Here is a 19,742-nt window from a genome sequence, read left to right as displayed (position 1 = left end):
GCCCATTAGATGGACTTTCCACCCAGCCGCCGTGCCAATTCCTCGCCTATCCTTCTCATCGGCTCCGGATCGCTCATGCCGAAGTGGTCGCAGTCCAGCTCCACGCACTCCAGCTTGCCGCCGAAGAAGGGCCGCCAATCTTCCGGCTTGGGCGCGTCTTCCGGGTGGATGCCGGCGCGGAACAGCAGCACGTCGCCGTCGTAACGCGGGGTTTGGCTGTCGCGGAACAATTGCATGCCGTGCAGCGAGGCCTCGCCCAGCCGTTCCAGCGCGGCGCGGCCCAGCGGCGCCAGCGGGCTGCCGGGGCGCAGCAGGCGTTGGTAGATCGCCTCATTGTCCAGCGGCAGGCCATTCTCGTCGGCGTCCACTTCGCCGTTGACGCTGAGCACCGTCACCAGCGCGTCGTGCAATGTCGGTTGCGGCCGGCCCAGCCAGCTGGCGGTCGGATAACTGTCCATCAGCGCCGCCAGTTCCACGGTTTCGCCGGCGGCGCGCAGTTGCGCCGCCATCGCTTGGGCCAGTCCGCCGCCCAGGGACCAGCCCAGCAGCCGGTACGGCCCTTGCGGCTGGACTTCGCGCACGCGGGCCACGTAGTCCGCCACCATCGCGTCGAAGCTGGCCGGCTTGTCGCCGGTGATGCCGGTGGCCTGCAGGCCGTAGATGGCCACGCCGGGCAGGTGCTTGGCCAGGCCCAGATAGCACCAGGACAGGCCTTCCGCCGGGTGCAGGCAGAACAGCGCCGGCAGCGCGCCGGGCTGGATGGTCAGCAGCGGCGCGAATTCCTGGCCTTCGCTGGCCGACGGCGGCCGGTGCGCGGCGGGCGCGCTCAGCGCCTGCGCCAGCGCCGCCACCGTGCTGTGGCTGAACAGCGCGGACACTGCCACTTCGCGGTTCAGGCGCTGCGCCAGCCGGTTGGCCACCTGGATGGCTTGCAGCGATTTGCCGCCCAGTTCGAAGAAGTTGGCGTGGCGGCTGGGCGGGGTGACGCCCAACACTTGCTGCCATACCTCCATCACCTGGCGTTCCAGCGGGCTGGCGTCTTCCGCCGCGGCCGGCGCTTGCGCCTCCATGCCGGCGGCCAACTGCTTGCGGTCTATCTTGCCGTTGACGTTGCGCGGCAGGCTGTCCAGCCAGCGCCAGTGATCCGGGATCGCCGCCGCCGGCAGCACCTCGGCCAAGCGCGAGCGCATCGCCGCCGGCTCGGTCTCGCCGCCGCTGAGGAAGGCGGCCAGGGTATAGCCGCCGCCGGCCAGCGGCAGGCCCACCACCACGGCCTCGCGCACCTCCGGGCAGGCCAGCAGCGCGTTTTCGATTTCGGCCGGGTCGATGCGCAGGCCGCTGATCTTCATTTCATGGTCCAGCCGGCCCAGGAAGCGCAGCTGGCCGTCGCTCAGCCGCGCGCGGTCGCCGGTGCGGTAGGCGCGCGGCGCGCCGGGCAACGCGTCCAGCGTTACAAAGCGGCGCGCGGTCAGTTCTTCGCGGCCCAGGTAGCCGATGGCCAGCGCCTCGCCCAGCAGGCACAGTTCGCCGTCCTCGCCCTGCGCCACCGGCTGCAGGCGCTCGTCCACGATGACGGCGCGCACGCCGGGGCGCGGCAGGCCGATGGGCACGCTGTCGCCGCCGTCCCACACCGCGCCGGGGCCGGACAGGATGGCGCTGGTGGCGATGATGGAGGCCTCGGTGGGTCCGTAGCTGTTGAGCAGCACGCTGCCCGGCAACAGCGCCTGCCAGCGGCCGGCGCGTTCCGGCAGCGCGGCTTCGCCGCCGATGATGGTCAGCCGCACGCTAGCCAGCTGCGCGGCCAGTTCCGGCTGCAAGGCGAAGGCCAGTTCGTGCCAGAAGGCGGTGGGCAGGTCCAGCACGCTGATGCGCTGGCGCGCCACCGCGGCGGCGAAGGCCGGCATCGACTCCAGCATCGCGTCGGTGCGCAGCACCAGGGTGCCGCCATGGCACAGCGCCAGGAAGATTTCCTCGATGCTGGCGTCAAAGTGCAGCGGCGCGAATTGCAGAATGCGTTCGTCGGCGCCGATGCGGTACAGCTGGCCGGCGCTGCTGACGAACTGGGCCAGCGCGCCGTGGCTGACCAGCACGCCGTTGGGCTTGCCGGTGGAGCCGGAGGTGTAGAGCAGATAAGCGGCTTGCTCAGCCGCCGGCGCCGGGTCCGCAGCGGCCAGCGCGTCCTGTTGCGGCGGCAGGTCCAGGCACAGCGCCGGCACGGCGCCCAAGAGCGGACGCCAAGCGCTCAGGGTGACGGCCAGCCGAGGCTGCGCGTCGTCCAGCACCATGGCCAGCCGCGTCGGCGGGCCGTGCGGATCCAGCGGCACATAGCAGCCGCCGGCCCACAGCGTGGCCAGGATGGCGACGATGGCTTCCGGGCTGCGCGGCAGCACGATGGCCACCCGTTCCTCCGCCTGCAGGCCGGCGGCTTGCAAGCGGCCGGCCAGTTGCAGCACGCGCTGCAACAGCTCGCGGTAGGACAGGCGCTCGCCGTCCTGTTCCAGCGCCGTCGCGTCCGGCCGCGCGGCGGCGGCGGCGCGGATCAGGCTCAGCACCTCCCGCGGCGCGCGCTCCAGCGCCGCGCCGTCCAGCACGCTCAGCGGCGGCAGCTCCGGCAGCAGCTCGCTCAGCGCGGCGTCCGGAGCGCGGCCGGCCCAGGCGTCCAGCCAGGCCAGCAAATCGTCGCGCAGGCCGTCCAGCTCCGTCTGCGGATAGGCGTTGGGGTTGGCTTCCAGGCACAGCCGCCATTCGGTGTTCAACAGACTGAAATTGATCGACACATCTTCCACCGGGCCGGAGCCCAACGGCAGCACCCGGCTGTCCAGGCCGGCGAACGGCGCGCGGCGGTCGAAAGGCATCAGGTTCACCACTGCGCCGAACAAGCGCTGCTGGCCGCCGACGCGCGCCAGATCGCCGCGCAGCTGCTCGTAGCGGTAGCGCTGATGCGGCCGGATCGCGCGCAGGCTGTCCGCCAGCTGGCGGCTCAGCTCCGCCGCACCCAGCTCTTCGTCCAGCCGCAGGCTCAGCGGCGCGATATTCATCGCCATGCACGGCACCGCCAGCGCCGGCGTGCCCAGGCGGTTCATCACCGGCAGGCCCAGGGTCAGCGCGCGGCGGCCGCTGCGCTTGGCCAGCCAGGCGCCCACCGCCGCCAGCAGCCAGGCGCCCCAGTCCACGCCGTGCTGTTTGGCCGAAGCCTGCCAGGCGGCGATCTGCGCCGGGCTCAGCCATTGCTCGGCCTTGTTGACCCCGTCCGCCAGCAAGGCGGCGGGCGCCAGCGTGCTGGCCGCCGGCTGCCTGCCCTGACGCTGCAGCCAGAAGGCGCGGTCCTGCGCGCAGACCTCGCTGGCCTGGTAGTCGTGATCGGCGGCGACGATCTTGTCCAGCGACCAATCCGCCAGCGGCGGCAAGGCCTGCTGCTTGACGCGGGCGCTGTAGCGCGCCGCCAGCGCCTGGCTCAGCAGGCCGTAGGCGAAGCCGTCCAGCGCGATATGGTGGGTCTGCAGATACCACCAGTGCCGCTCCGGCCCCAGCTTCAACAGCGCGCCCAGATAGAGCGCGTCACGCGCCGGATCGCATGGCCACGCCAGCGCCTGAGCCACCCAGGCCCGCGCCGCCGCTTCCGGTTCCGCTTCCGCGCTGAAGTCCAGGCAGGCTATCTCCGCCTGTGCGGCCACCGGCTGCTGCCACAGCTGGCTGCCGTCAAACTCGAAGCGCATGTTCAACGCCGCGCAATTGGCCAGCACCTCGGCGGCGCTGTCGCGCAAGGCGTCCAGGTCCAGCGCGCCGCGCAGCTCGGTGGCTTCGGCGGTGAGGTAACTCGGGTTGTCCGGGGAAAGTTGCTGTCCCATCCAGATGCCGTGCTGCGCGGCGCTGACGGGGAGGCGAGAAGCGGTCAAAGTCATAAGAAGGCGTGCCGTTGCGGTTCCATGCCAGCGCTATGATGCGTGGGCAGATCAAATGAGAGCAGCAATCTTACACTATAAATGGGAATGATTATCAATATTGGTTTGATTAGGCCTATCCCTTCTCCAGCCTCAGCCCCGCTCTGCAAAGCAGCCTATCTCCCAGCGGCATGCCTCATGCCAAGCACCATTCCTCCCCCGCATGATGCACATCAAGTAAATCCAGACCGCTGTCCATACCAATATCACCTGCTCGCAGGCACACTAGATAGATGGCATGCCAGTTGAATGGACGTAAAAAAAGGCCAGTCGCTTGCGCGCTGGCCGGTCTGAACTGCCTATCCGGCAGAGAACTGAAAATGAAAATTCCAGCTTTACTATTTCTAAGCTGCCTTATGCCGGCAGTGGCGTCGATGTTACAAGTCGCCGCTGCCCATTAACGATAAATGTCACTTTAACAAGGTAAAAAAATGGCGTATGTCGGTGTTGCGCAAGCGCGTGACAAAGTTGGAAGACCGGCTCACACCCATCCCTATCCCTTGCAAAACAGGAGGATGCGCATGCAATGAAGCACCGAGCCAAGGCCCCGGCAGCCCAATCGCGCCGGGGCCGCGCTGCTGTTTGTTCCTGATTTTGATCCAAGGACCAGCCATGCCCCCTACCCTCACGCCCCGCGCCGCAGCACTACGCGCCTTGATTACCGACTTCATCCGGCAACGGCGCGACGATAAGTTGAACAAGCTCGCGCCCGACGACGACGCCAAGCGCGAAGCGCTGCTGGCCAATTATCAACCGACAACTTGGCTCTCAAACCTCGTTCAACGGGCCCTCGAGGTTCAGTTTGTCACCCACCTGCTAAAAGCTACTCATCCCGATATCAAAATTACCGAAGCAACTAACCTTTATTGCTATCCAAACAAACTCCCACCTCATCAAGAAGTTGGTAGTCATCTACTTGGCCCTACATTCAATAATGACCTCACTGGCAATGCAGCCATTTCCTCAGCGTTTTACAAATTCTTAGAACAAAAGTTTGATGGTAAAGCCCTACTTGAATTGGCAACATCACGAGATAGCGACTTTGCCGCAGCACTTAGCAATGACTCAGAGCTATCCCAAAAATGGCTCGAGATTTTTGCAACACTACAGCAGCCTCGTATAAACCTCGCCAGCCACAGCCGCGCCAAGCAAGTGTATTGGCTGGTGGGTTACGAGCCGGCCAAGGACGAGCACTACCACTTGCTGGCTCCGCTCTACCCCAGCGCGCTGGCGCAGCGGCTGTACCAAACCATCCAGGAGCACCGCTTCGGCGAAGCCGCCAAGGCCGCGCGCCAGGCTCGCCGCGAACAACGCGATCACCCTCACGGCTATTGCGATTATCCACAGCTGGCGGTGCAGAAACTGGGCGGCACCAAGCCGCAAAATATTTCCCAGCTCAATAGCGAGCGCAAGGGCAATAACTATCTGCTGGCCTCCCTGCCACCGCAGTGGCAAAGCCTGGGCCTGAAACCACCGCTCAATACCGAAGACGCGCTGCTGCGCTTTGGCCGCCGCAACGATGTGCGCCGGCTGGTCCGCCAACTGCGCGTCTTTCTGGAAAGCCAGCCCCCTCAAAACAAAGATGCCCAAGATCGTCGTGACGATCTGGGCAATGCGCTGCTGGAGGAACTGCTGCTGTTCGGCAAGGAAATGCACGAAGGCCTGCCGCCCGGCTGGAGCGCGGACACGCGCTGCCGGCTGCCGGAATACCAGCAGCTGTGGCTGGACCCTTGGCGCGCCGATGCGGACGCGGACTTTGCCGCGCGCTGGCACGGCGAGGACTGGCCGCAGGAAGTGGCCAAACGCTTCGGCCGCTGGCTGAACCAGCAATTCGACGCCAGCCCGCTGGAGATGGGCGACGCGGAATTCCGCCACTGGGCGCGCGAGCTGGCCGGGGATCTGGGCTGGCAGGCCCAGCACGATCAAACCCGCCGCCAGCTGGCGGCCATGGCCAAGGAGCAAGCATGAGCACTCTGCCCGTGATCACCGGCTTGCTGAGCGTCCCCCGGCTGCGGGTGCAAAACGCCAACGCCATTTCCAGCCCCTTCACCTGGGGCTTTCCGGCCATTACCGCCTTCACCGGCCTGGCCCAGGCGCTGGAGCGCAAGCTGGCTGGCAGCCTGGATTTGCAGTTCGAGGCGGTGGGCGTGGTCTGCCACCATTACCAGGCGCAGACCAGCGGCGCGTACACCCAGGGCTTCCACCTCAGCCGCAACCCGGTGGACAAGGACGGCGCCACCGCCGCCATCGTGGAGGAAGGCCGCATCCATCTGGACATCAGCCTGCTGTTCGGCCTCACCGGCGAAGCACTGGCCGCGCCCGGGGAGCAACTGCCGGAACTGGCGCGGCAGGTGACGGACACCCTGCACGGCATGCGCATTGCCGGCGGCAGCGTGATGCCGCCGCTGCCCGGCCGTCGCCGTCCCGCGCCGCAGTTGATGACCTTGAGCGAGGACGAGACGGAACAACGCGAGCAATTCCGCCAGCTGCGACGCAGCCTGCTGCCCGGCTTTGCGCTGGTGTCCCGCGACGATCTGCTGCAAAGCCACTTGGCCGCCTTGCGCGCCAGCCAGCCGCAGACAGACCTCTTCGATGCCTGGCTGGACCTGTCCCGCATCAACCACGCGCCGCACTGGCAGGAACAAGCGGACCCGGCCGGCGGCGAGCCGCGCCGCACGCTGGAATGGCGCAGCCAACGCGGCCACAGCCAGGGCTGGACGGTGCCAATGCCGGTGGGCTACGGCGCGCTGTCCCCGCTCTACCCGGCCGGCAGCGTCGCCAACGCCCGCGACGCGCATACACCGTTCCGTTTTGTGGAAAGCCTGTATTCACTGGGCGAATGGGTCAGCCCGCACCAGCTGCATGATGTCAGCCAGTTGCTGTGGTACGCCGACAACGACACCGCCAGCGGCTTGTACCGCTGCCGCAATGATTACGCCGCCACCTTGGAAATAGAAGACTAGAAAGGAAGCCTCATGAGCACCGCACCGCTGAAAACCGCTACCGTATTGGCCTTTGAACGCAAGCTGGACCCGTCCGACGCCTTGTTTCACGCCGGCGACTGGCAACAGCGCGAGCAGCACGCCGGCTGGGAGCCGGTCAGGGTCATCGAAAAATCCGTGCGCGGCACCATTTCCAACCGCCTGAAAACCAAGGACCAAGACCCGGCCAAGCTGGACGCGCAGATCGAGAACCCCAATCTGCAAACCGTGGACGTGGCCGCGCTGCCGCACCACGCGGACACCTTGAAGATCAGCTTCACGCTGCGGGTACTGGGCAATGTCGGCGCGCCGTCCGCCTGCAACGACAGCGCCTACCAGGCCAAGCTGCGCGCCACCGTGGCTGGCTATGTGCAAGCCCACGGCTTTGCCGAGCTGGCGCGCCGCTACGCCTGCAACCTGGCCAATGGCCGCTTCCTGTGGCGCAACCGCGTGGGCGCGGAGCAGGTGGAGGTGCGGGTGGCGCTGCTGGAGCAAGGCCAGCCGGTGCAGCAATGGCAGTTCGACGCGCTGGCGCTGTCCCTGCGCCACTTCGACCCCGGCAGCCAGGCCGCCGCGCTGGAACAGCTGACCGCCGCCATCGCCGCCGGCCTGGCCGGCCAGCGCCATCTGCTGTTGCAGATCACCGCCTTTGCGCGGCTGGGCGCCGGCCAGGAGGTGTTCCCCTCACAGGAGCTGATCCTGGACCGTGGCCGCGGCGACAAGAGCAAGACCCTGTACGCCATCGAACAAGGCGCGCTGAAAATCGCCGCCATCCACTCGCAGAAGCTGGGCAACGCCATCCGCACCATAGACGACTGGCACCCGGAAGCCGAGCAACTCGGCCCCATCGCGGTGGAGCCCTACGGCTCGGTCACCACGCTAGGCAAGGCCTGCCGCCAGCCCAAGGCCAAGTCCGACTTCTACACCCTGCTGGACAACTGGGTGCTGAAAGACCAGGCCCCGGCGCCGCATGATCAGCACTTTGTGCTGGCCACGCTGATCCGCGGCGGCGTGTTCGGCGCGGCGGAGTAAGCCATGGATCACTACCTGGACATCCGGCTGCGCCCGGACCCGGAGTTTGCGCCCACGCTGCTGATGAACGCGCTGTTCGCCAAGCTGCACCGCGCGCTGAGCGAGCAAGGCCGCGACGACATCGGCGTCAGTTTCCCGCGCGCAGCCCCGGCCGCCGCGCTGGGCGACACCCTGCGCCTGCACGGCGGCCACGCCGCCTTGCAGCGGCTGATGGCCGGCGACTGGCTCAGCGGCATGCGCGACCACATCGCGCTGGCCGCCATCCAGCCGGTGCCGCCGCAGGCGGAAGCCTGGCAGGTGCGGCGCAAGCAGGCCAAGACCAATCCGGACAAGGAGCGCCGCCGGCTGGTGCGGCGGCTGGGCATCAGCGCGGAAGAAGCCGCGCAACGCTTCCCGGACAGCGCCGCCCGCCGTCTAACCCTGCCCTTCCTCACCCTCAACAGCGCCAGCACCGGCCAGCGTTACCAGCTGCACATCGAGCAACGCCCAGCCCCGGCCACCCACAGCGGCCGCTTCAACACCTTCGGCCTCAGCCCCGACGCCACCGTGCCGTGGTTCTAACCCTTTTTTTCCTGCCCCGCCGCCAAGCCTGTTAAATCAAGGGCTTGGCGCGGGGTTGGATAAAAGGGTTTTTATTGGGGAAAGCGTTACTTTCCCCCGCTGGCGCGGGTTTACGGGGGAAAGGCTCTAGTTCTCTGCCGGATGGGCAGCTTAGAAAACTTTGGAGGCAGTGTTGATAAACAGGGTCAGTGTTCTCTGCCGGATGGGCAGCTTAGAAATGCGTGTCAATGGCAGGTAGTTACAAGGTCGGGTTCTCTGCCGGATGGGCAGCTTAGAAAGGATAGTGAGACGGTGAAGCCGTCGCAGTGAAGTTCTCTGCCGGATGGGCAGCTTAGAAATGCCCGGCCGCGCTTGATGTGATTGACTGATTGTTCTCTGCCGGATGGGCAGCTTAGAAATTTGTGCGTCAGCCGTAGATGTGTACTTGCGAGTTCTCTGCCGGATGGGCAGCTTAGAAAATAAAAAAAGGGGGCGCTAGCCCCCTCCTCCTGTTCTCTGCCGGATGGGCAGCTTAGAAAGAAGTCCGGCCTCTCTTGTCCCGCGTCCGTCAGTTCTCTGCCGGATGGGCAGCTTAGAAATGACCAAAGCAGCAAAAGATGCCGACGACTCAAGTTCTCTGCCGGATGGGCAGCTTAGAAATCTGACGTGGCATTCTGGAAGCGCCAGATTAGGTTCTCTGCCGGATGGGCAGCTTAGAAAAGCAGGCCGTCGAACATGCGAGCATTGTTCGGGTTCTCTGCCGGATGGGCAGCTTAGAAAGAAGCCTTCATGCGCTGGCTCTCTACACAGTCGTTCTCTGCCGGATGGGCAGCTTAGAAATAACGCTGCCGATCTGAGTAAAGCCGGTCCAGGTTCTCTGCCGGATGGGCAGCTTAGAAACCGAAACCGGGGAAGTCGAGCCGACTTTGCCGGTTCTCTGCCGGATAGGCAGCTTAGAAAGGCTTGGAAGGCAAGCTGGAGGACGACCCGAAGTTCACTGCCGGGTAGGCAGCTTAGAAACAGCTGCCGATGCCGTCGTAAAGCTCGACCTCGTTCACTGCCGGGTAGGCAGCTTAGAAAATTTGAAAAGACCAGCCCACCAAACTTTTGACGTTCACTGCCGGGTAGGCAGCTTAGAAATCCAGTTGGGCGATGATCTGTCGCCCGTAACGGTTCACTGCCGGGTAGGCAGCTTAGAAATACAACATGAAGATCGAGATGGACACAGCTGCGTTCACTGCCGGGTAGGCAGCTTAGAAAAAAACAGGCCGGCTTGCTTGTCCTTATCCAGTTCTCTGCCGGATGGGCAGCTTAGAAACCGGGCTGGCCACGGCCATGCTCCCTCCTCGCGCTCTCTGCCGGATGGGCAGCTTAGAAAGGGGGGCGGTCATGAGCCAGTGCGTCCAGCTCGTTCTCTGCCGGGTAGGCAGCTTAGAAAATCCACAATTTGATCTGGTGTCCGAAAGGCGGCTTCTCTGCCGGACAGGCAGCTCCCCACAACAAAATCAATGCTATATTAGGCATCTAAATTGATTTTAATTAGGGAGAAGTTATGGACTTGGTACTTGCCGATGTGGCTGTCAGCGTCACCGAGCTCAAACGCAATTTTGCCGGCATCATGCGCGAGGCCGCAGGGCATCCGGTGGTAATCCTGAATCACAACCGCCCGGAAGCCTATCTTGTTCCTGCCGCCCAGTACGAACGCATGATGAACCTGCTTGAAGACATCGAGGACGCAAAGTTGGTGCTGGAACGTCGGCAGCAGCCCACCGTCAAGGTGGACCTGGATGAGCTATGAAGTTGTCTTCCGGGTGGATGCGGAGAAGGAATGGCGAAAGTTGGACCCATCAATCCGACAGCAGTTTGCCAAGAAACTGAGAGAACGAGCCGAGCATCCGCACAACCCTTCCGCCAAGCTGCATGGCCTGGAAGGCTGCTACAAGATCAAGCTGCGTCAGACCGGATACCGGCTGGTCTATGAGGTGGACGACGGCAAAATCATCATCATCGTGGTGGCTATCGGACATCGCGACAAGAATGAAGCGTATCTGAAGGCTAAAGCGCGCCAGGGCTGAGCCGACGCAAGCCCGTGACAGCGTATCCGCGGTTCTCACTCTCCCAACCCCTCCCCTGCCACAACGGCAAACCCCGCGCCCAATCCCCACCCACGCCAAGCTCCCGCGATCCTTCCAATCACGTTATTCTCAATTTGAATAACAATCTAATTTTCCAGATTTTTAACACATATGCAATCGTGCTAGATTTTGTTTTCCAAAATCAATAAAGGGCCGGCGCAGCCGGCATTCCGCGATGGCATATCCCCATTTCACCCTCTCCGCGCTGGCGCTGGCCTTGGCAGGGCAAGCCTTGCCGGCGCTGGCCGCCGACGGCAACACGCTGGACAGCGTCACCATCACCGGGTCGCGCATTGCGCGCGCCGGCAAGGAAGGCCCCACCGGGGTCACGGTGCTGAGCGGCGCCGATATCGAAAAGCAGGGTTACACCAATGTCTACGACGCGCTGAACAATCTGGCGCAGAACACCGGCTTCACCCAGGGCGCGGATTTCGGCAATACCTTCACCCCGGCCGCCAACGCCATCAGCCTGCGCGGGCTCGGGCCCAACCATACGCTAACCTTGCTCAACGGCCGCCGCATCGCCGATTACCCGGTGGCTTACGAGGGTTCGGTCAACTTCGTCAATCTGGCCAATATTCCGGCGGCGATGATTGAGCGCATCGAGGTGCTAAACGGCGGCGCGTCGGCGATTTACGGCTCGGACGCCATCGCCGGCGTGGTCAATGTGATCCTGAAGAAAAAGGCCGACGGCACCACGGTCAACGTCAAGGCCGGCGGCAGCGAGCATCACGGCGGCGAAAACCTGCGCCTGCAACTGAGCGGCGGCAAGAGCTGGGACAAGCTGAATCTGGTCTATGCGCTGGAGTTGAGCCAGCGCAACCCGATCTGGTCGCGCCAGCGCGGCTTCATGGCGGACAACACCGTCAACGGCGCGGCGCCCACCACGGTGTGGTCGCAGAAGGATGTGAGCAGCGGCAAGTTCATCGATCCCGGCGCGGCTTGCGGCGCGCTGGGCGGCCTGTACGCCGGCAGCCTGCGCGCTTACCGCAGCAGCAAGAGCAATGTCTGCGCCAGCCCACTGGCCAAGGCCTCCTACTGGACGGTGCAGACCGCCAACCAGAGCCAGAACGGTTATCTGAGCCTGAATTACGCGCTCAACGATCACCTGGAGTTGTTCAGCGACGCGCTGCTGGCCTTCAACCACAGCGAGAACAACACCCGCGGCCCCAGCTGGACCTCGGCCGCCGGCAACGGCGGCTATTTCCTCAACCAGAACAGCGGCCGCTACGAGGTCTGGAGCCGCTTGCTGTCGCCGGAGGAGATGGGCGGCGCCAGCCGTTACAACCGCAAGTGGGACGATGTGGCGGCCAACCTGACTTTCGGCCTGCGCGGCACGGTGCCGGACAGCAGCTGGAGTTACGAAGCCGCTTACAACGCGTCCATCTACACCAGCCAGAACATCGCGCCGCGGCTGCTGGCCAATGCGGACAGTTTCTTCTTGGGTCAGCAGCAGGGCGTGGACGCCAAGGGGGTGCCGATTTACGCGCCGTCGGCCGGGCCGTTCAACCGCCGGCTGACGCAGGCGGAGTTCGACAGCATCGCCGGGCGCTCGGTGAGCCAGAACAAGTCCTGGCTGCAGGCGCTCAGCCTGAGCGGCAGCGGCGAGTTGTTCAAGCTGCCGGCCGGCGCGGTGAAGCTGGCCGGCACGCTGGAATGGGGCAGCCAGGGCTTCAGCAATGATCCGGACCCGCTGATCAATCAGGGCGCGTTCTATAACACCTCGCCGGCCGTGCACGCCGGCGGCACCCGCTCGCGCCAGGCGCTGGGCGGCGAGTTGTTCATCCCGGTGTTGAAGCGGCTGGACCTGACGCTGTCCGGCCGTTACGACCGCTACCAGTTGCCAGACAGCAGCGCCGGCAAGTTCACTTACGGCGCCGGCCTGGCCTTCCGTCCGCTGAACAGCCTGCTGCTGCGCGGCAGTTACGCCACCAGCTTCCGCGCGCCGGACATGAATTATCTGTTCCTGACCCAGAGCCGCGGCTATTACTCATCCAGCACTGATTACTGGCGTTGCGCCCAGGCCGGCCAGCCCTTGGCCAGCTGCGACTACAAAAGCATGTCGCCGGGCGCGGACTACGTGAAGAACGGCAACGCCGAACTGAAGCCGGAAAACGGCAAGTCCTACGGCTTCGGCTTTGTGTGGTCGCCCAGCAGCAGCGCGGATATTTCGGTGGATTACTGGGACATCGCCATCAATGATCTGGTCACCGACCTGAGCGGCGACAAGCTGTTGCGCGACGAGGCGCAGTGCCGCGCCGGCATGCTGGACGCGTCGTCCCAGCTGTGCCAGGACACGCTGCGCCGAGTGCAGCGCAATCCGGCCAATGCCTTGATCAATCCGGGCGCGATCAAGCAGATCGTGGTCAACCCGATCAACGCGGCCAGCGAGCGCACCAGCGGTTTCGACATCGCCGGCAAGCTGCGCTGGAAAACCGCCAACTGGGGCAGCTTCCTGCTGAAAGCCAATTACACCAAGGTGCTGAAACACACTTACCAGCAGTTTGCCGGCGATGTGGAAAAGAATATGTTGAACGACCCGGAAAACACCGATTGGCCGGACAAGCTGGACACCAGCCTGAGCTGGGACATCGGCCCCTGGTCGTCCACCGTGCTGCTGACCCGTTACGGCAAGATTCCCAAAGCCGACGGCTCCGGCAATCTGACGCCCACGGTACTGGCCAATTTCAGCACTCAGTATCAATGGAGCAAGCAGACTTCGGTGGGGCTCATCATCAACAATGTGCTGGACACCATCAAGCGCGACGACACCAGCAACTGGCCCTACTACCCGGTGGGCAGTTATCTGCCCTATGGCCGCCAGTGGTGGGTGGAGGTGAATCACAAGTTCTGAACGGCTGGCGCGCTCACGATTTATTGTAATAAGCAACTATTTAGTTGTATGTTACAACCATTACCACAGGAGAGCGCGCATGAACCCTACACAGCCGCAGCAGCTTGTCATCGACCAGATCCGCTCCGCCTCGCGGCGCATCGTGCGCGAGCTGGGTTTCATGCGCAGCACCTTGGCCATGAGCCGGCACTCCGCTTCCGCCGTGCATGCGGTGGTGGAGATCGGCCTGGCCGGCAGCTTGTCCGCCAGCCAGTTGGCGGACAAGCTGCAGCTGGAAAAATCCACGGTGAGCCGGCTGGTGCGCAAACTGACGCAGGGCGGCGAGCTGCTGGAGCAGGCCAGCCCCAGCGACGGCCGGACCAAGCTGCTGGCCTTGAGCCCATCCGGCCAGCAGCTGTTCGCGCAGTTGCAGGATTATGGCCGCGGCCAGGTGGGCGGCGCCCTCGTCCACCTGTCGGCGGAGCAGCAGCGGCAGGTGGAACAAGGCCTGAATTGCTATGCGGCGGCGCTGGAAGCCAGGCACGCCGAGCACACGCCGCCGGCCGCGGCACCCATCGCCGTTGAAACCGGTTACCGTTGCGGCGCGCTGGGCAGCATTGTCGCCATGCATGCGCGCTATTACCACGCCCACGCCGGCTTCGGCGCTTTCTTCGAACGGCAGGTGGCCACCGGCCTGGCCGATTTCATCGGCCGCCTGAGCCAGCCCGGCAATCAGCTGTGGCTGGCCTTGCGCGACGGCCGCATCATCGGTTCCTTGGTGATTGCGGCGGAGCCGGACGCGCCGGGGCAGGCGCAGCTGCGCTGGTTCATTCTGGACGAGGAGGCGCGCGGCAGCGGTCTTGGCCGCCGCATGATGGAACAGGCGATGGCGTTTTGCGATCAGCAGCGCCTCGCCGTCCGGCTGTGGACCTTCCAGGGCTTGCTGGCGGCGCGGCATTTGTACGAGGCCTTCGGCTTTGTCTTGAGCGAGGAGCGCCCAGGAGTGCGCTGGGGCGAACAGGTCGTGGAGCAGTGTTTTACACGGCCCGCCAAAAGCTAGCCGCGCGCCGTGCTGCTACCGGATGGGCCGCTTAGAAACAGCGGTCCCGTGTGGTGATGGTGCCGATGGGATTCGCTGCCGGATAGGCAGCTTAGAAATGCAAAAAACCCACCGCTTGCGCGATGGGTTTTTCTGAATCTGGCGTCCCCACGGGGAATCGAACCCCGGCTACCGCCGTGAAAGGGCGGTGTTCTAACCGCTAAACTATAGGGACAGCAAGTGGCGCACCCGGAGCGATTCGAACGCCCGACCCTCTGGTTCGTAGCCAGATACTCTATCCAACTGAGCTACGGGTGCGCTGATTGGCGTAGAAAGAGGAATTCGTGAAAATGCCCGCTCTCAAACAACCAAACCCTTGAATTTTCTAGCAGCAGCGCTTGCTGTGCTGTCGATCAAGAGGCGCACAGTATGTGTCCTTTGCTGGACCTTGTCAACAGCTTGCTCTGAAATTTTTCCAAACCCGCAAAATGGAGAAAATTTTCGCAAAGCCATGCCTGACTCAACAAAACTCGCAATTTTCCCCGCCCGGCCTAGAGCAAGCGCGACCCGCCGATTCTCATTTGTACGGTTCATTTTGGGTATGGCGTGTGGGCATCCTTCCGGTTCACCGATGGCGATGGCAGGTATGAGGGTAGCGGCGGCTACTCGCGGCTCGACGAAGTGCCCTGGCAAGCCCGACCAAAAGTATTCAATTTGGATGTTTTCGGCTGATTCAAACGTCCAACCAAGGTACAAGTTTCATCAGCTTTAACCCCTCAATCGAATCCAGCTGATGGCCTTGTTAATGAAAGGCTTTCAGCGGCTTTTGATGGCGGTTCACTCCATTCCCCTGGGAGAAAATGCACGCATGGCCAAATTGGCCAGACTGCAGAAGCGGCGCCTGCGGATGCGGATGATCCCCATGCCCTGTTCCGCAAAGAAAAGCTGTACCCGGTCATTGAGCAAGTTGGCCCCCGTTCGACGGGCCGCCGCAGCGACCTAGACCGGAGCCGTTCCCTCCTTATTGTTCCCTGGTTGCGGCAAGCTCAAGCAAGATTATCGACAACGATAAATTTCTTGCGAAATACCAATGTCCTATTTATCGTTTAACAATAAACCCAGGAGGAGGAAATGATGCCTAGCCGTCCGAACCTTTTGTCTACGACCCGCCTGGTCTTGCGCGCCCTGCTCAGCCTGAACTTCATATTGGGCATGGGAATTGGGGCACTTTTGCTTGCCAGCTTTATCGCGCCGCCCGGCTGCAAACCATTGCTTGGGCGCTGCTCGCCATACAAATTCTCAACCTTGCCGTCAGCGCGGTTTGCGCAAGCGTATCCATGATCTACCCGTTGGACATTGGGTGGAGCCCTTCGGTCGATGGATGGCTATCCGTATTGCTGCTGTTTATTCTGGCGCGAGTATTTGATGCAGGAACGACAATGCGTATCGATTTGGAAGGAACCGTATAAGCCATGGCTATTCTGGTAAAGCTCGATGACCTGTTGCATGAGCGAAGAATGACTTTGAGCGAGCTTGCGGATCGTGTAGACATCACCCTGGCGAATCTTTCCATCCTCAAAACCGGAAAAGCCCGCGCCATCAGGTTCTCGACCTTGGAAGCAATTTGTGAAGCCTTGCAATGTCAGCCGGGCGATTTGCTGGACTATGCGGCCAGCGCTAAGGAAGACCAAGCCGTTCCAAAATAAAGCTTAAGCCATCTGTTTACGCGCTGGGCCTTGGCCAGTTCCATCTGGCGGGCCAGTAGCGCCAGTAGCAAGCGCCCGCCAAATCGAACGGCGTCCGAAGCAAGCTGTATCCACTCGCCCAAATGGGTCATTTTCATGGAGAAAGATAAAATGCAAGACATTTCACTATTTCGCCTGAACTGCTTGAGAGGCCTGTATCTGTTTATCGCCGTCGGATTTGGAGTCTCCCTGCTGCCTAATATCTTGAGTCCCCATACCCCGGCGGTTCCCACGAGAGCCGTGGTGGACCACATGCTCTTGGCCTTTTGGCTGTTAACCCTATTTGGCGTGCGCTACCCGCTGCAAATGCTCCCGGTGCTGCTATGGGAAATGATCTGGAAAACCCTGTGGGTGGTGTTGGTAGCCATTCCCCAGTGGCGCAGCGGGCGCATAGAGCCCTTTACCGAAGCCAATCTGGGCTGGATTCCCTTGCTGATCGTCTTCTATGCAGTCGTGCCCTGGCGCTACGTATACGCCAACTACCTGCTCAAGCCATCCGAGCCATGGCGAAAGAAGACCAGCGCACCGCGCGGCGCGTCGCTGGCGGATTAGCGGGTCGGGCGTCTGCTCTAGCGCCATTACGCTACCGGACAGGAAGTGACGGTGCATGAAACAGAGGCAACTATTCAGCTCCCCTGACGGTTTGAATAGCAGCATGAGCAAGCGACAAAATGGCCGGAGCGGATCTCCCACCTACTTCCGGCCATCAATCGAATTCATCCGCCTCCATCCTCCAGCCGATGGAAGCCCCCCTTTTCCCAATACACAAAGGCAATCGGGCATTGCCGCGCAAACCACTCGAGGGCGTTTCTCGACTAGTTTTATCTAGGTCAAATGGATTGATCGCGTTTTCGCAGAGACCGTTACGCTTCTAGGAAGCTCTTGGTCTTGTTGATCCGCTTCAGGAATCTAACGATGAGGTTCGGACCGCTAGGACGCAAAAAAGCCCTCGACTGTTTCCAATCAAGGGCTTAATGCGAACTGGCGGAGAAAGAGGGATTCGAACCCTCGATACAGGTTTAAGCCCGTATGCTTCCTTAGCAGGGAAGTGCCTTCGACCACTCGGCCATTTCTCCGTTCAGAGAGCGCCATATTAATTAGCGCTGCGCCCCCTGTCAAGCGTGTATCCGAAATTATTTACGCCGGCTGGTCCAGCCCGAAAACTTTATGCAAAACGCGAACCGCCAGTTCCAAATACTTCTCGTCCAACAGCACCGACACCTTGATTTCCGAGGTGGAGATCATCTGGATATTGATGCCCTCTTCCGCCAAGGTGCGGAACATGGTGGAGGCGATGCCGCAGTGCGAACGCATGCCCACGCCCACGATGGAGATCTTGGCCACCTTGTCATCGGCGTCGATCTTGGCGGCGCCGATATGGGTCTGCACTTCGCGCAGGATGGTCAGCGCGCGCTGGAATTCGCCGCGCGGCACGGTGAAGGAGAAATCGGTCGCGCCGTTTTCGCCCACGTTCTGGATGATCATGTCCACTTCGATATTGGCATCGGCGATCGGCCCCAGAATCTGGTAGGCGATGCCAGGCTTGTCCGGCACGCCCTTGACGTTGATGCGCGCTTCGTTACGGTCAAATGCGATGCCTGCGACAACGGCCTTTTCCATGCTTTCATCTTCCTCATACGTAATCAGGGTGCCTTCGCCTTCGTCTTCGAAGCTGGAGAGCACGCGCAAACGAACCTTGTACTTGCCGGCGAACTCCACCGAGCGGATCTGCAGCACCTTGGAGCCCAGCGACGCCATTTCGATCATTTCCTCGAACGTGACGGTCTTCAGGCGACGCGCTTCCGGCACCACGCGCGGATCGGTGGTGTAAACGCCGTCCACATCAGTGTAGATCTGGCATTCGTCGGCCTTCAGCGCGGCGGCCAGCGCCACGGCGGAGGTGTCCGAGCCGCCGCGGCCCAGCGTGGTGATGTCGCCGTCCTCGTCCACGCCCTGGAAGCCGGCGACGATGACGACGCGGCCTTCATTGAGGTCGGAACGCATCGCGGCGTCGTCTATCTCCTGGATGCGGGCCTTGGTGTGGGCGTTGTCGGTGACCAGCTTCACCTGCCAGCCGCAGTAGCTCTTGGCCGGCACGCCGATTTCCTTCAGCGCCATGGCCAGCAGGCCGATGGTGACTTGCTCGCCGGTGGATATCACCACGTCCAGCTCGCGCGGGTCCGGATAGTCCTGAATCTCCTTTGCCAGGGCGATGAGGCGGTTGGTTTCGCCGCTCATGGCGGACACCACCACCACGACATCATGTCCCTGCGACTTCCACTTGGCGACACGGCGGGCAACGTTCTTGATCCGTTCGGTGGTTCCAACCGAAGTGCCGCCGTACTTTTGTACGATGAGTGCCATGCTTGTTTCTTATATTCGAAAGGGTTGAAATGTCGAGCTTCGATTCTGACCCTATCCTGGCCAGAATTGCAAGGCGGAATTCTCCGCGGATGCTGCAACGCAAAACCCGCGGCCAGCCCCAGCCGGCACTGCGCGGCGCAAGCTGCCGGCGCTGCGACGCTTGCCGGCATCAATCCACGGCTGCCATGCCGTTTACTGGCAGAATATTTCTGTTGGATTACATGCGCAAACGTTCGGGGCAGCTGTACAGATTGGCGCGGCCGTGGCCGGCGAAGCCGATCAGGGTCAGGCCGTAGCGCGCGGCCATCTCCACCGCCAGCGAGGTGGGCGCGGACAGCGCGATCAGGATCTCGATGCCGGCGGCGGCGGCCTTCTGCGCCATTTCATAGCTGGCGCGGCTGGTGACGATGGCCGCGCCGTCGCGCCAGCCCTGGCGCGCGCGCGCGCCTATCAGCTTGTCCAGCGCCACGTGGCGACCCACATCCTCGCTAAGGTGCAGAAGTTCGCCCAGCGGCGTCACCCAGCCGGCGGCGTGGGCGCAGGCGGTGGCCTGGGACAGGCTTTGCGCCTGCTGCAGCACCGGCAAGGCGCGCGCCAGCGCGTCCAGGCTGAAGCTTTGGGTCTGCGGCAGCGGCGGCAGCGGCCGGTGGATTTCGGCCAGCTGTTCCACGCCGCACAGGCCGCAACCGGTGCGCCCGGCCAGCTGGCGGCGGCGCTCCTTCAAGGCCATGAAGCGGGCCGAGGCCAGATCGATGCGCGCTTCCACGCCGCGTTCGCCCGGAACGATGTCGATGCCGTAGATCTCGCCCGGATGGGAGACGATGCCTTCGGCCAGACTGAAGCCCAGCGCAAAGTCTTCCAGCTCCCGCGGGCTGGCCATCATCACCACGTGGGAGAGGCCGTTGTACACCAGCGCCACCGGGGTTTCCACCGCCACCCAGTCCTGCCTGGCCTGGGCGCCGCCGTGACGGCAATCGACAATGCCGAGCTCAAGCGCCGCCTGCTCCAGCGCTTCGGTTTTTTTCATAAAATGTGGCCTGCCATTCACTGCAATAGTTTGTACTAATTGATACCTAGGGCGATAATAGATTTTCCGCTGTGAGTGAGCAACGCGTCCTTGGTGGGTCAGGGA

General features: G+C 62.9%; 14 protein-coding genes and 3 tRNA genes. 10 read left to right on the top strand and 7 right to left on the bottom strand.

The window, feature by feature from the left end:
• Window positions 1-5: 5 nt before the first annotated feature.
• Window positions 6-3,902, bottom strand: a complete 3,897-nt coding sequence (locus tag HQN78_RS23980; RefSeq protein ID WP_235086839.1) for a non-ribosomal peptide synthetase — start codon at window positions 3,900-3,902, stop codon at window positions 6-8.
• A gap of 651 nt (window positions 3,903-4,553) precedes the next feature.
• On the opposite strand from HQN78_RS23980, the gene csy1 reads away from it, so the two are divergent.
• The 8 genes from csy1 to HQN78_RS23940 all read left to right on the top strand — a co-directional run bounded on the left by csy1 (window position 4,554) and on the right by HQN78_RS23940 (window position 14,522).
• Window positions 4,554-5,909 (top strand): type I-F CRISPR-associated protein Csy1, encoded by a 1,356-nt coding sequence (gene csy1 / locus HQN78_RS23975; protein ID WP_235086836.1) that lies wholly within the window; start codon window positions 4,554-4,556, stop codon window positions 5,907-5,909.
• Entirely contained in the window at window positions 5,906-6,904 is a 999-nt protein-coding gene (gene csy2 / locus HQN78_RS23970; protein ID WP_235086833.1) for a type I-F CRISPR-associated protein Csy2, read from the top strand. The genes csy1 and csy2 overlap by 4 nt, the downstream gene beginning before the upstream one ends.
• 12 nt (window positions 6,905-6,916) lie before the next feature.
• Window positions 6,917-7,954, top strand: a complete 1,038-nt coding sequence (gene csy3, locus HQN78_RS23965) for a type I-F CRISPR-associated protein Csy3 (protein WP_235086831.1) — start codon at window positions 6,917-6,919, stop codon at window positions 7,952-7,954.
• Window positions 7,955-7,957: 3 nt separating this feature from the next.
• Window positions 7,958-8,515 (top strand): type I-F CRISPR-associated endoribonuclease Cas6/Csy4, encoded by a 558-nt coding sequence (gene cas6f / locus HQN78_RS23960; protein WP_203390919.1) that lies wholly within the window; start codon window positions 7,958-7,960, stop codon window positions 8,513-8,515.
• Between the two features lie 1,531 nt (window positions 8,516-10,046).
• Window positions 10,047-10,292, top strand: coding sequence for a type II toxin-antitoxin system Phd/YefM family antitoxin (locus tag HQN78_RS23955; RefSeq protein ID WP_019103002.1), 246 nt, complete (start codon window positions 10,047-10,049; stop codon window positions 10,290-10,292).
• A complete protein-coding gene (locus HQN78_RS23950; protein ID WP_235086829.1) occupies window positions 10,282-10,569 on the top strand; it encodes a type II toxin-antitoxin system RelE/ParE family toxin in 288 nt (95 codons plus the stop codon). The genes HQN78_RS23955 and HQN78_RS23950 overlap by 11 nt, the downstream gene beginning before the upstream one ends.
• Window positions 10,570-10,804: 235 nt before the next feature.
• On the top strand, window positions 10,805-13,483 hold the full coding sequence (locus HQN78_RS23945; protein ID WP_235086827.1) for a TonB-dependent siderophore receptor: 2,679 nt from the start codon (window positions 10,805-10,807) through the stop codon (window positions 13,481-13,483).
• A gap of 79 nt (window positions 13,484-13,562) precedes the next feature.
• Window positions 13,563-14,522: a bifunctional helix-turn-helix transcriptional regulator/GNAT family N-acetyltransferase gene (locus HQN78_RS23940; RefSeq protein ID WP_235086826.1), complete on the top strand. Its 960-nt coding sequence runs from the start codon at window positions 13,563-13,565 to the stop codon at window positions 14,520-14,522.
• Window positions 14,523-14,661: 139 nt separating this feature from the next.
• Here the strand turns inward: HQN78_RS23940 and HQN78_RS23935 are convergent.
• The 3 genes from HQN78_RS23935 to HQN78_RS23925 form a co-directional block, all read right to left on the bottom strand.
• Window positions 14,662-14,736 (bottom strand) — tRNA-Glu (locus HQN78_RS23935).
• Between the two features lie 6 nt (window positions 14,737-14,742).
• Window positions 14,743-14,819: transfer RNA gene (locus HQN78_RS23930), tRNA-Arg, on the bottom strand.
• Window positions 14,820-14,861: 42 nt separating this feature from the next.
• On the bottom strand, window positions 14,862-15,257 hold the full coding sequence (locus HQN78_RS23925) for a hypothetical protein (RefSeq protein ID WP_235086823.1): 396 nt from the start codon (window positions 15,255-15,257) through the stop codon (window positions 14,862-14,864).
• A gap of 716 nt (window positions 15,258-15,973) precedes the next feature.
• On the opposite strand from HQN78_RS23925, the gene HQN78_RS23920 reads away from it, so the two are divergent.
• Entirely contained in the window at window positions 15,974-16,207 is a 234-nt protein-coding gene (locus tag HQN78_RS23920) for a helix-turn-helix transcriptional regulator (protein WP_235086820.1), read from the top strand.
• Between the two features lie 135 nt (window positions 16,208-16,342).
• On the top strand, window positions 16,343-16,798 hold the full coding sequence (locus HQN78_RS23915) for a hypothetical protein (RefSeq protein WP_146176703.1): 456 nt from the start codon (window positions 16,343-16,345) through the stop codon (window positions 16,796-16,798).
• Window positions 16,799-17,228: 430 nt separating this feature from the next.
• Here HQN78_RS23915 and HQN78_RS23910 read toward each other — a convergent pair.
• From HQN78_RS23910 to fdhD, 3 genes are all read right to left on the bottom strand, one after another.
• Window positions 17,229-17,322 (bottom strand) — tRNA-Ser (locus HQN78_RS23910).
• 61 nt (window positions 17,323-17,383) lie between these two features.
• The gene (locus HQN78_RS23905) at window positions 17,384-18,610 is read right to left on the bottom strand and encodes an aspartate kinase (RefSeq protein ID WP_227104858.1); all 1,227 of its coding nucleotides are present in this window, start codon (window positions 18,608-18,610) and stop codon (window positions 17,384-17,386) included.
• 217 nt (window positions 18,611-18,827) lie between these two features.
• A complete protein-coding gene (fdhD, locus tag HQN78_RS23900) occupies window positions 18,828-19,637 on the bottom strand; it encodes a formate dehydrogenase accessory sulfurtransferase FdhD (RefSeq protein ID WP_235086818.1) in 810 nt (269 codons plus the stop codon).
• Window positions 19,638-19,742 lie beyond the last annotated feature (105 nt).

The sequence above is a fragment of the Chromobacterium sp. Beijing genome (assembly GCF_021496765.1).
In the GTDB taxonomy this organism is placed as follows: Bacteria; Pseudomonadota; Gammaproteobacteria; order Burkholderiales; family Chromobacteriaceae; genus Chromobacterium.
The sequence above is the reverse complement of the archived record's forward strand: the minus strand, read 5'-3'. Positions and strand labels throughout refer to the sequence as shown.

What these genes read in the sequence shown, in the direction of transcription:
- HQN78_RS23980 (WP_235086839.1), bottom strand. Translation starts at nt 3,902, where the DNA reads ATGACTTTGACCGCTTCTCGCCTCCCCGTCAGCGCCGCGCAGCACGGC.
- csy1 (WP_235086836.1), top strand. Translation starts at nt 4,554, where the DNA reads ATGCCCCCTACCCTCACGCCCCGCGCCGCAGCACTACGCGCCTTGATT.
- csy2 (WP_235086833.1), top strand. Translation starts at nt 5,906, where the DNA reads ATGAGCACTCTGCCCGTGATCACCGGCTTGCTGAGCGTCCCCCGGCTG.
- csy3 (WP_235086831.1), top strand. Translation starts at nt 6,917, where the DNA reads ATGAGCACCGCACCGCTGAAAACCGCTACCGTATTGGCCTTTGAACGC.
- cas6f (WP_203390919.1), top strand. Translation starts at nt 7,958, where the DNA reads ATGGATCACTACCTGGACATCCGGCTGCGCCCGGACCCGGAGTTTGCG.
- HQN78_RS23955 (WP_019103002.1), top strand. Translation starts at nt 10,047, where the DNA reads ATGGACTTGGTACTTGCCGATGTGGCTGTCAGCGTCACCGAGCTCAAA.
- HQN78_RS23950 (WP_235086829.1), top strand. Translation starts at nt 10,282, where the DNA reads ATGAGCTATGAAGTTGTCTTCCGGGTGGATGCGGAGAAGGAATGGCGA.
- HQN78_RS23945 (WP_235086827.1), top strand. Translation starts at nt 10,805, where the DNA reads ATGGCATATCCCCATTTCACCCTCTCCGCGCTGGCGCTGGCCTTGGCA.
- HQN78_RS23940 (WP_235086826.1), top strand. Translation starts at nt 13,563, where the DNA reads ATGAACCCTACACAGCCGCAGCAGCTTGTCATCGACCAGATCCGCTCC.
- HQN78_RS23920 (WP_235086820.1), top strand. Translation starts at nt 15,974, where the DNA reads ATGGCTATTCTGGTAAAGCTCGATGACCTGTTGCATGAGCGAAGAATG.
- HQN78_RS23915 (WP_146176703.1), top strand. Translation starts at nt 16,343, where the DNA reads ATGGAGAAAGATAAAATGCAAGACATTTCACTATTTCGCCTGAACTGC.
- HQN78_RS23905 (WP_227104858.1), bottom strand. Translation starts at nt 18,610, where the DNA reads ATGGCACTCATCGTACAAAAGTACGGCGGCACTTCGGTTGGAACCACC.
- fdhD (WP_235086818.1), bottom strand. Translation starts at nt 19,637, where the DNA reads ATGAAAAAAACCGAAGCGCTGGAGCAGGCGGCGCTTGAGCTCGGCATT.